The organism is Aeromonas oralensis, from assembly GCF_049665575.1.
GTDB classification, from domain to species: domain Bacteria; phylum Pseudomonadota; class Gammaproteobacteria; order Enterobacterales; family Aeromonadaceae; genus Aeromonas; species Aeromonas hydrophila.
The window spans coordinates 2,126,979-2,140,408 of sequence record NZ_CP187186.1 but is presented as its reverse complement, the minus strand read 5'-3'; the positions used below and the strand labels follow the sequence as shown (position 1 = coordinate 2,140,408).

Below are 13,430 nucleotides of genomic sequence, written 5' to 3'. Positions count from 1 at the left end.
AATTCTTTCTCATATTCCCCTTTGTGTACCGTTGAAAAGTCACTTCCCCAAAATGTATTAGAAATTGCCTAAATATATTCAGAGTTAGAAATGCTCAAGTCTTTTTTTACTAAAAACAATGGTGCTACAAGAGTTCTATCTTGTTTTTTGCCAATACTCATTGACCAAGTTTTAGGGTCTACTCCATTAAATAGACAGTGCATACTTTCAAGAATTGATGACTTACCCACACCATTTGGGCCTGTAAAAACATTCAACAGATCACCACTGTCATCAGAAAATCCTATGAAGTTCAAATTTTCATAACACTTATAGTTTCTTAGGAACAGACCAATAATCATTTTTCCACCAGAATAAAAATTCAAAAAACATACAATCAATAACTTCAAAAAATATCAATGGATTTTAAAAGAGTAACTAGTAAATTATCTTACCACATATTATGGATTCAAATGAGGGTAACGATCACATCTCTGAATTATTAACTTTACAGCAATCTAAAACCACGCTATCAATTGATTGCCGCTGTATCGTAAGGTGAGCGGCGTAAGGCTGCCCAGAGACCTCTGGTCAGTACCCGCCGCCGCGAACATGTGGAGGACGGGACTTCAACTTGAACCGAAGTCCGTCCGGCCATTATCCAATCCATACCGTCACGGACTTCAATATCAAACTGATTGAGGTCACGACCATGGGTAACATCGCCAAACATCGCCAAACAACGCCACCAAGCTGCCGTTCGTCAATCCTTTCACTGCTTCTATTGCGGACTGCCGATGTGGGAAGCCTCCCCTGCCGCACTGATGCAGCAATATCGCCTCACCCCTGCCGAAGCCCGGCTATTGCAGTGCACGGGGGAACATCTGCAGCCACGCGGCGAAGGTGGCTCGAACCAGCCCGCCAATATCGTGGCCGCCTGTCAGCACTGCAACAGCACCCGCCACAAAACCCCCAAGGTGCTATCCCCTGAGCAATATCAGAAAAAAGTACGGGCGCGGGTGGGTAAAGGGGGCTGGTTTCCTAAAGGGATCACCAGCAAGGTCAAGGGGAGCAAAACCAATGGTGTTTAAGGCTGTTCAACCGCGCCAATGGCCAACACCTTGCTATCGGGCTGACCATCCGCTCTGGCGGGTAACACGAGTGCAGGGCCGTAGGTTCGATTAGCGAATCGTAATCGAACTTTCTGTTCAGCAATAAAAAGGACGCCCTCAGGCGTCCTTTTTATTGCTGAACAGGATCAACTACCCAGATGCAGGGCCAGCCAGACTGCAAGCGGGATCACCAGGACCGAGAGCGCATTGCCGCCGAGCACGATACTGGCCACCTTCTCCGGCTGGCACTGGTACTGCTCGCACAGCATGTAGTTGAGCACCGCCGGCGGCAGCGCCACCGACAGCATCAGCAGCGGGATCCAGGCAGGTTGCAGCGGCAGCAGCCAGACCGCCAGCCCCAGGGATATGCCGCCCGCCAGCAGATAGAGCAGGTTGCACTTGAGGGCGAGCCCCAGGTGATCCAGCTCTCCTTCCATCAGCCGGATGCCGAGGGCAAACAGCATCAGCGGCACCGAGATCTGGCCGAGCAGAGAGGCGCTGGTCACCAGGTATTCGGGCAGCGGAATGTGCAGGTTGGCCACCAGCAGGCCCGCCAAGGCGGCCCACAGTACAGGGCTTCTCAGCCAGAGCCAGCGGGAGGTGTTGGCCGAGAGGATGAACATGCCCACCGAGAAGTGGAGCAGGTTGGAGAGCACGAACAGTATGATGATGGCGCCCAGCTGCTGCTCGCCGAAGGCCAGCACCATCAGCGGAATGCCGAGGTTGCCGGTGTTGCGAAACATGGCGGGCAGGATCAGGGCCGGTCGGCTGATGCTGCGAAGCCTGAGCAGGGAGAGTAGCAGCCCCGGCAGCAGGATCACCAGGGCCCCCGCCGCAATGAGCGAGAGGTGAGCCATCAGATCCAGCGGGTATTTGACCAGCGCCGAGAACACCAGCGCCGGGGTGAACAGCTCGATATTGGCCCGGTTGACGTAACCCAGCGCACCGCCCGGGCGCAACCGGCCGTAGAGGGCGCCAAGCCCCACCACCGCAAACACCGGAATGACGATATTGAGCAGCGCGCTGAACATGGGCAGGTCCTTTACAGTTCGCGGGCGGGGGTTCCCATCAGCAGCACGGGATCCAGGGTCACTTCCTGGCGGCCATTGCTCACCCAGAGCTGGCCATCGGAGATGGTGCAGGTGAGCTGCATGGTGCGCTCCACCATCTCGGTCAGCGGCAGGGTCTGGCTGTCGGAGAGCTCAATCACGGTGAGGTTGTCGTGCAGACCGAGTTTGCCCTGGTTCTGCTTCCACCAGACGCTGGTGCCACGGCCGCCGTAGAGGTAGAGCACCACATGACGGGAACGGTTGCACGCCTTCTTGAGGCGGCGCTCGTCGGGCTGGCCGAGCTCTATCCAGAGTTCAATCTCGTCGGAATAGTTCTTGCGCCAGAGTTCCGGCTCGTCATCGGCGGAGAGGCCCTTGGTGAACTCCAGTCGCTCGGCGGCATGCCAGGCGAAGGCCGCCAGCCGGATCATCATCCGCTCGTCGGTCTCGGAGGGGTGACGGGCCAGGGTGAGAGAGAAGTCCTGATACAGATTGCGATCCATGTCGGACAGGCTGAGCTGAGCCTTGAATACGGTTGCCTTGAGAGCCATAGAAAACCTTGAATACCTTGGGAAGCGGGCCGAAACGAAAAACTGCGCGCCAGTGTAATCAAAATCGGCGGCCGGTTCGACCTCAAGCAGCACACATTTGGCCCCTGGAGCGCAGATAACTGCCTGCCAAGGCTCAAAAAACAAATGCCAGTCCGAAGACTGGCATTTGGCGGTATGAACGAAAGAAGCGGATCACTTCTCGGCGGACTTGACCCCGAAGGCATTGAGCAGCAGGCAGCAGGTCACTGCCACCGCCACAAACCCGCTCAGGAAGATAAAGGGCATGGCCCCGTATCCCAATACAGTCCAGATGGTTTGTTCAAGCAGACTCATTATGTGTCCTTCATCCAGTGAAATGGGTGTCCCTTTCGTGACGGGGTTATCCCCCCGTTCCTGATGATGCTATTTGACCCCAACCAGCGCCTGAGTCCTATGCCACCAAAGTAATAAATAGGGGGCTAGTTTGAGTTGGATCAACAATTTATCCCTTGCCGAGGAAAAATATGGACGGGATTCAACCAGTTGTCAGCCTGCTGCCCCCGCATTTTCCATCCAGGCGCCAAAAGAAGGAGGCGACCCCGGGGTCGCCTCCTTGTCGGTTGGCCTGTTGCCGCGAGCGGCGCACGCTCAATAGAAGCGCTGCTGCTCCGCCGCCATCGCCTTGAGGCGATCGCAGGGGGCGAAGCGGTCGCCATAGCGCTTCTGGTAGTGCTCAAGGCGCCCCACCAGATGCTCGATGCCGAGGCTGTCCATGTAGCGGAACGGGCCGCCCAGGAACGGCGGGAAGCCGATGCCGAAGATGGCGCCGATGTCGCCATCGCGAGCCGAGGCCACCACGCCGCTGTCCAGCGCCATGGCCGCTTCGTTGAGCATCATCAGCACGCAGCGCTCGGCCAGCTCCGCCTTGGCCAGCTTGGCCTGGGGCGAGATGCCGAGCACACCGTAGACGCTCTCGTCCACCGTCTTCTTGCCCTCTTTGCCGGTGAGCTTGCTGCGCGGAGCCGCCTTGCCGTAGAGGTAGAAGCCCTTGCCGTTCTTGCGCCCCTTGCGATCGTTTTGCAGCAGCTTGTCAAAGGCCGCCGGGGCCTGGAACTGCTCGCCCCCCAACTCTTTTTCAAGGATCGGGGAGATCTTGGCACCCACGTCGATCCCCACCTCGTCCAGCAAGGTGATGGGGCCGACCGGGAAGCCGAAATCGAGCAGGGCACCGTCCAGCACCTCCACCGGCTCCCCTTCCAGCACTAGGCGCGCCGCCTCGTTCATGTAGGGGGCCAGGATGCGGTTGACGTAGAAGCCAGCCTCGTCCTTGACCACGATGGGGGTCTTGCCCTGAGCGCGGGCAAAGGCCAGGGTGGTGGCGACCGTCTCGGCACTGGTGCCGGCGTGGGGGATGATCTCCGCCAGCGGCATCTTGTCCACCGGGCTGAAGTAGTGCAGCCCCACCACCCGTTCCGGGTGGGCCGCCGCCGAGGCGATCTGGTGGATCGGCAGAGAGGAGGTGTTGGAGGCAAACACGGTGTGCTCGCCACATTCACGCTCAACGTCCTTCACCATCTGGTGCTTGAGGGAAAGATCTTCAAACACCGCTTCCACCACCATGTCGACCCGATGGAAACCGGAGTAGTCGAGGGTGCCGGTCAGCAGGCTCATCTGCTTCTCAAGTTCGCTGCGCAGCAGTTGGCGACGCTTGAGCTTCTTGGCCAGGATGTCGTAGCTGTAGCGCATGGCATTGCCGATGCCGCTGCTGGCCACGTCCTTGATCCGTACCGGCACGCCCGCCTTGGTAGCGGTGACGAAGGCGATACCGCCCCCCATCAGACCGCCGCCCAGCACGGCGGCATGACCTACCTTGCGCGGCTCGGCCCCCTGATAGGTGACCTCCTTCTTCATCTCGGTGGTGGCAAAGAAGATGGAGCGCAGGGCAGCGGATTCGCTGGTCATCACCAGCTCGCCAAAGTGGCGGGATTCGGCGGCAAGGCCGGCCTGCATCCCCTCTTCCACCCCGATGCGCACTACTTCCAGGATCAGATCCGGGGCCGGGTAGTTGCCGCGGGTCTTCGCCTTCACCCCTTTGCGGGCCTGATCGAACAGCACCTTGCGGCCAAGCTTGTTGGTTTCCAGCAGCTTGCCCTGCAGATCCCGCTTCAGCTCGTGACGGGGCTTGCCCTTCTTGGCCAACTTGATGGCGGCGTCCAGCAGGATGGAGGGCGGCACCACGTCGTCCACCAGCCCCAGTTTTTTGGCCTGCTTGGCCCGCACCTGCTTGCCGGTCAGCATCAGATCGAGCGCCTTGGCCACCCCGATGAGGCGCGGCAGACGCTGGGTCCCGCCGGAGCCCGGCAGCAAGCCCAGTTGCACCTCGGGCAGGCCGAGCACCGTCTTGCCGTGATCGGTGACCACCCGGCCATGGCAAGCCAGTGCCAGCTCCAATCCGCCGCCGAGGCAGGGGCCGTGAATGGCGGCGATCACCGGGATCGGCAGCGACTCGATCTCGGCGAAGATCACCTGCCCTTCCCGCGACAGCGTCTCGGCATCCTTGGCGCTGCTACAGGCCGCCAGCATGCTGATGTCGGCGCCGGCGATGAAGGAGTCCTTCTTGCCGGAGACCACCACCAGGCCGATCAGCTCTTTATTGGCTTTCACCTCGGCCAGCACCGCGCGGATCTCTTCCACGAAGGCGGCCTTGAGGGTATTCATGCTCTCGCCCGGCACATCCATGGTGAGAATGCCGATGCCATCCTGGCGCACCGCCAGGGAAAAAGTCTTCTCGCTCATCACTCTACCTCCAACACCATGGCCACGCCGAGACCACCCGCCGCACAGGCGGTGTTCAGCCCCAATCCCCCACCCCGGCGCCGCAGCTCGTGCAGGGTCTGGGTGATCATGCGCGCACCGGTCGCGGCAAAGGGGTGACCAAAGGCCAGCGAGCCACCGAGGACGTTGAATTTGTCCATGTCCACCTCGCCGATGGCCTGATCGCGGCCCAGCTTATCGCGTGCAAACTCTTTGCTGGCAAACATCTTGAGGTTGGCCAGGGTCTGGGCGGCAAAGGCCTCGTGCATATCGATCAGAGTCAGGTCGGCCAGCGTGATGCCGGCGCGATCCAGTGCCAGCGGGGTGGCGTAGGAGGGGCCCATCAGCATGTCCTGCCACACGTCGATGGCAGAAAACGCGAAACTGCGGATGTAGCCGAGTGGCTCGAGGCCAAGCTCTTTGGCCCGCCCTTCGCGCATCAGCAGCACGGCGGCAGCGCCGTCGGTGAGCGGAGTGGCGTTGGCGGCGGTGACGGAGCCGTGCACCCGGTCAAACACCGGTTTGAGCTTGGCATAGCTCGCCAGATCAGAGCTTTCGCGGATGTTGTTGTCTCGCTCCAGCGGCGCCTTGTAGGGAGGCACGTGGGCGGTAAACACCTCGCCACTCAACTTGCCTTCGGCCCAGGCCTGCGCAGCCAGGGTATGGGAGCGGTGCGCCAGCGCATCTTGCGCCTCGCGGCTGATCTGGTGGCTCTTGGCCATCTGCTCGGCGGTCTGCCCCATGGAGAGACCGGTGGAGTACTCGGCCACGGCGGGCGGCACCGGCAGCAGATCCTTGACCCGCAGCTGGCGCAGGATATTGAAGCGCTGCTGCAGATTGCGCGCCTTGTTGAGATCCACCAGGGCGCGGGCCAGCTTCTTGCTGACCCCGATGGGCAGCACGGACGAGGAGTCGGCACCGCCGGCGATGGCGATGTCCACCGTGCCGGCCATGATGGATTCGGTGACGTTGGCGACGGCCTGGAAACTGGTGGCGCAGGCGCGCGACACGCTATAGGCATCGGTGCTGACACTCATGCCGGTGCCGAGCACGATCTCGCGGGCAATGTTGGGGGCTTCCGGCATCTGTACCACCTGGCCGAACACCAGTTGGTCGATGAGCTTGGGATCGAGATCGGTGCGAGCGAGCATCTCGCTCACCACCAGCTTGCCCAGATCCACCGCAGGCACGCCGTGAAAGGCGGTGGCCTGCTTGGCAAAGGGAGTGCGCAAACCCGCCACGACGGCAATCCGTTCGCCCTGGCGAGTCGTCAGTTTCAATGGCTCTTTCATCCTGGCTCCTTGGTTAAACGAGAAGACTAAAGGGAGAGGTCTGACCTCATTGCGCCACATCTTAACAATCCACTCACAAATTTCATACAGCTGATTGAAACTAAATTGCCGCCATCTTGGCCCCCTCCCTCGCCCTTGTGCGCCAACTGGAGTATAAAAAGATCAACTTCTATGAAAACAACGGGTTTATTGCATGGCAGCGGCCGAGTTCAGACAGCTTGGGGACTATCTGGGTAGTCAAATTCTGGGACAGGGCCCCCTCATCGAGGGGCTGCTGATAGCTCTGTTATGTGAAGGACATGTGTTGATCGAAGGCGCCCCCGGCCTTGCCAAGACCCGGGCCGTCAAGGCGCTGGCCGGCGCGGTGGAGGGGCGCTTTGCCCGCATCCAGTTCACCCCCGACCTGCTGCCTGCCGATCTCACCGGCAGCGAGGTGTTTCATCCCCAGGATGCCAGCTTCGTGTTTCAGCCCGGCCCCCTCTTCAACCACCTGGTGCTGGCGGACGAGATCAATCGGGCGCCGGCCAAGGTACAGTCCGCCCTCTTGGAGGCGATGGCCGAGCATCAGATCACCGTGGGCAAGAAGAGCTGGCGCCTGCCGCCCCTCTTTATGGTGGCCGCCACGCAGAACCCGATAGAACAGGAGGGGACCTATCCCCTGCCGGAGGCCCAGCTCGACCGCTTCTTGCTCAAGCTGCTGGTGGACTACCCGAGCCCCGCCATGGAGCTGGCCATCCTCCAGCTCAACGCCCGCGGCGACACCCTGCCGACGCCGCCGCTCACCCTGAGCCAGGCCGATCTGCTGGCGGCCCGCAGCGCGGTGCAGGCGGTGCAGATGCAGGGGCGCCTGGAGCACTATCTGGTGCAACTGGTCTGCGCCACCCGCCCCGGCAGCGGCCTGTGTACGGAACTCGAACCCCTGGTCGCGGTGGGCGCCAGCCCCAGGGCCAGCATAGGTCTGGCCAGAGCGGCTCGCGCCAGGGCCTGGCTGGCCGGGCGGGATTTCGTGCTGCCCGAAGACATCCAGCAGCTGGCGCCGGCCGTGCTGCGCCATCGCCTCATTCCCAGTTATCAGGCGCTGGCGGACAACCTCGACAACGAGGCGCTCATCACCCTGCTGCTGGATGCGATCCCATGCCCCTGAACCCGCTCGTTTCCTCTGTGCGGGCCCTGCTGCCATGACGAGCGCCGTCGATCCCCTCGCCCATCCTGATATCGCCCTCCCGCTTGCCAGACTGCTGGCGATCAGGCTGTGGGCCCGGCAGGGGCCGCGCTCGCGCATTCAATCGGTGGCGCAGGGCCGGCTTGGCCGTACGCCGGGGCTCACCTTTCGCGAGCTGCGCGCCTATCAGGCCGGCGACGAGGTACGCCACATCGACTGGCGGGTGACCGCTCGCCTCGGTCGCCCCTATACCCGGCTCTACAGCGAAGAGCAGGATCAGGCCCACTGGCTGCTGCTCGATCTCTCCCCGGCCATGTACTTCGGCTCTTGCCACCAGCTCAAGGCGCGCCTGGGTTGCGAGCTGGCCGCCGCCCTGCTCTGGCAAGGGGAAAAGCAGGCTAACACCCTGATCTGCCACGGCGTGGAGCCGCACCTGCAACACCAGCGCGGCACCCTGGTACCCTTGCTGGAGGCCCTCTGCCATCACTACCGGCTGGGACTGGCGCGCACGCCGCCCCCCAACGCCCTCGCCCATACCCTGGCCCGGCTCACTCTGCCCCACGGCGCCAGACTGACTCTCATCACCGATCACAGTCCCCTCGATGAGGCGCTCTGCCGCCAGTTGCAACTGCTCGGCCGGCGCCACGACCTGCATTGCTGGCAAATTCGGGATCCGCTGGAGGCAGCCCTGCCCGCCCAGGGCCGTCTGGCGGTGCGCGCCGGCCAACAGAGCGGCTGGCTCGAGGCCGGCGAACCGGGGTTCGCCTGGCGCTATCAAGAGGCCGCCGAGCAACTGGCCCGCCAGGGCCATCAGCAACTGCTGCCGCTGGTGCAGCGCCTCTACCGGCTCGACAACGGCCAGCCGCTGCAACGCCAGTGGCAGGAGGGGGCATGCCGCCAATTCTGAGCTGGCTTGCCAGCGCCGTGCCGGGCAGCAGCGTCCCCACTTCCCCGCTGGCGGCGCAGCTGCGCGACATTCACCCCGGCCCGCCGCTACAGCTGGCCGCTGATCCCCGCCTGCTGGGCTGGTGGTGGCTGCTGATCGCGCTGCTGGTCGGCACAATGCTCATCCTCGGCGTACAGAGCCTGCTGCGTTATCACCGCTGGCGGCGACAGCTTGACTGGCAGGCCCCCGACCTGGTGCCCCAGCTGCAGGCCGTGTTGCGCGAGGCCGTACTGCCCCGCTGGCCCGAGGCGGCTTCCCTGCAAGGCGCACCCTGGCTCGCCTTTCTTGATTCTCTGGGGCTCGATGCTCTGGGGGGCAGCCGCTTTCGCGAGCTGGCCCCGCACTGGTCTGCCTGGCTCTACGGCGGTCAGAGCCCAGATGCGCAGCAGCGCCAGGCGCTGTGCCGGGCCTACCTCGTCTGGGGACGCAGCTGCATCTGCCCGCCAGCCTGGTTGCTGGACCTGCGCACTCGCTGGCGGCGGGCCCGCACGAGCAACGCGCGCGCCGGGAGACGGCCATGATCCTCGCCTGGCCCTGGTTTGCCCTGGCGCTGGCGCTGCCGCTGCTGGTGCGCTTTGGTCTGCCGCCCCGCTCCCGCGGCGCACATGATCCTGGCGTATTGACCCATGCCGGCTTTCCCCTGCTGCACCCCCATGCCGGCCAGCCCCTGTGGCGAATGGCGCTGTGCTGGTGCGCCCTAGTGCTGGCGCTCTGCCGCCCCCAGTGGCAGGAGCCGCCTCAGGTGAGTTATCAGAGCAGTCGGGATCTCATCCTGGCGGTGGATCTTTCCGACAGCATGCGCACCCAGGACATGCTGGATCAAGGGGAGCAAAAAGACCGGCTCAGCGCGGTGCGCCAGCAGATAGACAGGCTCATCGCCGCCCGCCCCGGCGATCGTATCGCCCTCATCGTGTTCGCCGATCATGCCTACCTGCTCTCGCCCCTGACCCAGGAGACCAACGCCCTGCTCGGTCTGACCCGCGAGCTCGATTTCGAGCTGGTGGGACGCACCACCGCCCTTGGCGAGGCCATCCTGCTTGCTCGCCAGCACAAGGCCCCCGATCGCTCTACCGCCCTGTTGCTGGTCACCGACGGGCGCAATACCGCCGGCAGCGCCGATCCTCTGGGCGAGGCCAAGCAGGCCGCTGCCGCAGGTATTCGCCTCTATACCCTGGGAGTGGGCGCCGATCCGGATACCTTTGCCGAGGCGATAACCCCCGCGCAGGCCCCGGCCCAGAGCGACCCCAGCGCCGAGCTGGACGAGGCCCTCTTGCAGCAGCTGGCCGAGGTGGGCCATGGCCGTTACTTCCGGGCGCGCACCCAGGGGGATCTCGAGGCCATCAATCAGGCGCTGGATACTCTGGAGCCCGTCGCCACCGCGCAGACCCACTATCGCCCCAACCAGGAGCTCTACCCCTGGCCACTGGCGCTGGCCTGGCTGCTGCTAAGCTGGCCCGCCCGATTACGCTGGCCGCTGCGGCTGACCCGCAAAGCCACTCTGCCTGACAACCCCTCCCGAGGCGCCCCATGATGGAGCTCACCCTGCTGCGCCCGCTCTGGTTGCTGGCCCTGCTGCCCTGGCTGTGGCAGGGATGGCGCCGTCACCGCCAGGCGCCGCTGCTGGCCCCCGCCATGCAGGCCTATCTGCTGCCGGGGCAGCGGCGCCACTTCCCCTGGCTCTGGCTGGCCTGCCTGCCGCTGATTTTAGCCTTGAGCGGCCCGGCCCTGCGCCAGCAGAGCCAGAACGTTCCGAGCCCGGCCCTCGACATCTGGCTGCTGGATCTCTCCCGCTCCATGCTGGCCACCGATCTGCTGCCGGACCGGGCCACCCGGGTGCGGGTGTTGCTGCAGGATCTGCTGGCTGACCGAGCCCAGCAGGAAGCGGCCCATCCCATCGCCCTCATCCTGTTTGCCGGGGATGCCTACCTCGCCATGCCGCCAACCCGGGATCACCAGGCCCTCGCCCTGCTGCTGCCCGACCTGCGCCCGGCCATCATGCCAAGGCAAGGCAGCGCGCCCGAGCGCGCGGTGGCGCTGGCGCTCAAGCAGATCCCCGTCGGCCAGCAGGCCCGCCTGCTGTTGATCACCGACGACCTGACCGCCCGTCAGGCCGAGCGGATCAAGGCGGTGTGGCCCTGCCAGGGCAGCCTCTTTTGCCACGCCCAGATACAAGCACGTCTCGACATTTTGCTGGTCAACAGCGGCCAGGCTAGTCGCCTGCCCGCCACCATGGGTGGTGGCTTCGGCCGCACCCTGCCGGCCCCCGACGTGGCCACCCTGCAACAGCTGGCAGGCGATCTCGGCGGTCAACTGCAGTGGCTGCAACAGGGGGTGCCACGCTTTGCCCCCTTGCCCATGAGCCAGACCACAGGTGCGCACCAGGCCATGGATCTCGGCCCCTGGCTGCTGCTGCCCCTGCTGCCACTGGCGCTGCTGGCCCGTATCGGCACCCTCTGGCTGGTGCTGGCGGGGACGCTGCTGCTCACCCCTCCCTCCCTGCAGGCCAGCCAGGCATCAACGGCCCTGCCGCCTGCTACCCATGACAATCAGGCCTGGCAGGCCTTCTTGCAAAAGCACTATAAGGAGGCCGCCCGCACCTTTGCGGATCCCGTCTGGCAGGGCAATGCCTGGTATCGGGCTGGCGACTACGCCAAGGCGGTCGCCGCCTATGGCCGAGCCAACACGGCCACTGCCCACTACAACCGGGGCAATGCCCTGGTGCAGCTCGGTCAGCTGGCGGCCGCCGAGCAGGCCTACCTGGCGGCTCTGGCGCTGGAACCCAGCCATCAGGATGCGCGCTACAACCTGACCTTGCTGCGCGCCCAGCCGCCCGAGGCAACCCCACAGGCGCAGGATCCCAAGCCCATCGATGCTCCCGAGCAGGCCGCCACCCCGGATGCGCCCTTGCCTCCGTCACCTCCCGTCCTGCTGCTGGAGCAGCGGCTGCGCAAGGAAGATCAACGCAGGCGCCAGCAGGAGAGCGATCGCGGCCTCGCCCCCGGCAACCTGAAAGGAGAGGATCCCTGGTGAGCCGCCTCTTCGCCCCTTGCCGTGCCCTGTGCCTGTTGCTGCTCTGGCTGATGACGGCGCAGGTTTTTGCCGCCCCGCCCCGGGCCGAGCTGCTGCCGGGGGCCGATCGCCGCGACTGGTTGCTGATCATCGAAGCGGACGGCGAGCGCCAGAGCAGTGAGCTTGCCATCACCCCCCTATTGCGTCAGTTTGCGGTGGGCAAGGTGACCATGAGCCGGGTCAGCGCCCCGCAGCAGAGTCTGACCCGCTGGCAGATCCCCCTGCACCTGCTGGATACCAGCCCGCAGCAGGTGCCGGCCCTGCCACTGGGGGCGCAGCAGACTCCGTCCATCCCCTTTCCGCCGCGCAGTGAAGCCGGCAATCTCGCGCCAGCGCCTGCCATCTCTCCCATCGAGCTGCAGGCCCGGGTGCTGCAACAGGGGCCACTCTACCCCGGCCAGCCCTTTGTCTATCAGCTCAGCCTCTGGCTGCCGGCCAACATGGAGGCCCCCAACCTCACCGAGCCGACCAGCGATGCCTTTACCATTCGCCGCCTCGGCAACGATCAGTGGCAGCCACCGGCAAGCCCCGGCCTGCCCGGCCGCCTGACCCGCAGCTGGCTGCTGCAGGCCAAAGAAGCGGGGCGCCATCCGCTGGAATCCCCTCGCTTTCAGGGGCGCCTGCCGCAAGATGACGGTGGCAGTGATCCGCTCTCGGCTCGGGCGGCCACCCTGTTCGTGCAGATCGACGAGCCTCCGCTGCAACCGGTGGCAAGCCAGCTCACCCTGAGCCAGCGGCTGGATCCGCCCACGGCGGCCAGAGCGGGTGAGCCGGTGATCCGCACCCTGACCCTCACCCTGGAGGGGGCGATGGCAGCCGCCTCAATCTGGCACGCCTGCTCGGCTCATCCGGCCTGCCCGCCGGCATCAGGACCAGGCCAGATGGGGAGCAGCAGCAGGAGCGCTATCTCGCCAAGGGGACGCTGCGCTTCGAGCGCGAGTGGCGCCAGGCCTTGACCGTTGACGAACCCGGCGACTACCTGCTGCCTGCCATCGAGCTGGCCTGGTTCAACACCCAGCGCGGGCGCATTGAATATGCTCGGCTGCCCGCCACGCCCCTGCACATCGCCGCAGGCACGCAGTCGCAGCCGGCACAGGATGGGCCGAACGACGAGAGCCTGCTTTGGGTCATCTGGGCCCTGCTGCTGCGGGCCTGCTGGCGCCACGGACCGCGCTGGCACGCCTTTTATCGCCTGCAACAGGCGCTGTGTCGGGCCGATGCCGAGCAGATCCGGGCCCGCTTGCTGGCATGGGCCCGCCTGCGCTGGCCACTGCCCCATCCCCGCCTCGATATCCTGCCCTGTCGTCGCGATCCCGCCCTTGAGCCTCACTTTGCCGCCCTGGAGCGCGCCTGCTTCGCTACCGTATCCCCTGCTGGGAGCCACCCGCAAACCTGGGCGGACTTTGCCAGCGCCCTATGCGGCCACGAAACTTTTGCGATAGCCTATGGCCTCAGGCAACTGGCCAGGATCGGTTGA

12 protein-coding genes and 1 pseudogene are annotated in these 13,430 nt (G+C 64.3%); 7 read left to right on the top strand and 6 right to left on the bottom strand.

Annotated features, from left to right (window positions below):
• Window positions 1-68 precede the first annotated feature (68 nt).
• A complete protein-coding gene (locus ACPDZI_RS10150; RefSeq protein WP_438834462.1) occupies window positions 69-389 on the bottom strand; it encodes an AAA family ATPase in 321 nt (106 codons plus the stop codon).
• Window positions 390-776: 387 nt separating this feature from the next.
• On the opposite strand from ACPDZI_RS10150, the gene ACPDZI_RS10145 reads away from it, so the two are divergent.
• The gene (locus tag ACPDZI_RS10145; RefSeq protein WP_438834461.1) at window positions 777-1,070 is read left to right on the top strand and encodes an HNH endonuclease signature motif containing protein; all 294 of its coding nucleotides are present in this window, start codon (window positions 777-779) and stop codon (window positions 1,068-1,070) included.
• 167 nt (window positions 1,071-1,237) lie between these two features.
• Here the strand turns inward: ACPDZI_RS10145 and ACPDZI_RS10140 are convergent, their stop codons facing one another.
• From ACPDZI_RS10140 to fadI, 5 genes are all read right to left on the bottom strand, one after another.
• The gene (locus tag ACPDZI_RS10140; protein ID WP_010633898.1) at window positions 1,238-2,122 is read right to left on the bottom strand and encodes an AEC family transporter; all 885 of its coding nucleotides are present in this window, start codon (window positions 2,120-2,122) and stop codon (window positions 1,238-1,240) included.
• An 11-nt stretch (window positions 2,123-2,133) separates the two neighbouring features.
• The gene (locus ACPDZI_RS10135; protein ID WP_016350817.1) at window positions 2,134-2,691 is read right to left on the bottom strand and encodes a YaeQ family protein; all 558 of its coding nucleotides are present in this window, start codon (window positions 2,689-2,691) and stop codon (window positions 2,134-2,136) included.
• A 192-nt stretch (window positions 2,692-2,883) separates the two neighbouring features.
• Entirely contained in the window at window positions 2,884-3,024 is a 141-nt protein-coding gene (locus ACPDZI_RS10130; RefSeq protein ID WP_005301193.1) for a TIGR02808 family protein, read from the bottom strand.
• Window positions 3,025-3,318: 294 nt separating this feature from the next.
• Window positions 3,319-5,466, bottom strand: a complete 2,148-nt coding sequence (gene fadJ / locus ACPDZI_RS10125; protein WP_197918080.1) for a fatty acid oxidation complex subunit alpha FadJ — start codon at window positions 5,464-5,466, stop codon at window positions 3,319-3,321.
• Window positions 5,466-6,776 carry an acetyl-CoA C-acyltransferase FadI gene (gene fadI / locus ACPDZI_RS10120; protein WP_438834460.1) on the bottom strand — a complete coding sequence of 437 codons (1,311 nt, stop codon included), beginning with the start codon at window positions 6,774-6,776 and terminating at the stop codon, window positions 5,466-5,468. Before fadI ends, fadJ begins: the two co-directional genes overlap by 1 nt.
• Window positions 6,777-6,969: 193 nt before the next feature.
• On the opposite strand from fadI, the gene ACPDZI_RS10115 reads away from it, so the two are divergent.
• From ACPDZI_RS10115 to ACPDZI_RS10090, 6 genes and pseudogenes are all read left to right on the top strand, one after another.
• Complete coding sequence (locus ACPDZI_RS10115) at window positions 6,970-7,920, top strand: AAA family ATPase (RefSeq protein ID WP_438834459.1); 951 nt, start codon at window positions 6,970-6,972, stop codon at window positions 7,918-7,920.
• Between the two features lie 34 nt (window positions 7,921-7,954).
• Complete coding sequence (locus ACPDZI_RS10110; RefSeq protein WP_438834458.1) at window positions 7,955-8,845, top strand: DUF58 domain-containing protein; 891 nt, start codon at window positions 7,955-7,957, stop codon at window positions 8,843-8,845.
• Window positions 8,830-9,405: a DUF4381 domain-containing protein gene (locus tag ACPDZI_RS10105; RefSeq protein WP_438834457.1), complete on the top strand. Its 576-nt coding sequence runs from the start codon at window positions 8,830-8,832 to the stop codon at window positions 9,403-9,405. The genes ACPDZI_RS10110 and ACPDZI_RS10105 overlap by 16 nt, the downstream gene beginning before the upstream one ends.
• Window positions 9,402-10,415 carry a VWA domain-containing protein gene (locus tag ACPDZI_RS10100; RefSeq protein WP_438834456.1) on the top strand — a complete coding sequence of 338 codons (1,014 nt, stop codon included), beginning with the start codon at window positions 9,402-9,404 and terminating at the stop codon, window positions 10,413-10,415. Before ACPDZI_RS10105 ends, ACPDZI_RS10100 begins: the two co-directional genes overlap by 4 nt.
• Window positions 10,415-11,914 carry a tetratricopeptide repeat protein gene (locus ACPDZI_RS10095; RefSeq protein WP_438834563.1) on the top strand — a complete coding sequence of 500 codons (1,500 nt, stop codon included), beginning with the start codon at window positions 10,415-10,417 and terminating at the stop codon, window positions 11,912-11,914. The genes ACPDZI_RS10100 and ACPDZI_RS10095 overlap by 1 nt, the downstream gene beginning before the upstream one ends.
• Window positions 11,911-13,430 (top strand): annotated as a pseudogene (locus ACPDZI_RS10090) (hypothetical protein). Before ACPDZI_RS10095 ends, ACPDZI_RS10090 begins: the two are co-directional and overlap by 4 nt.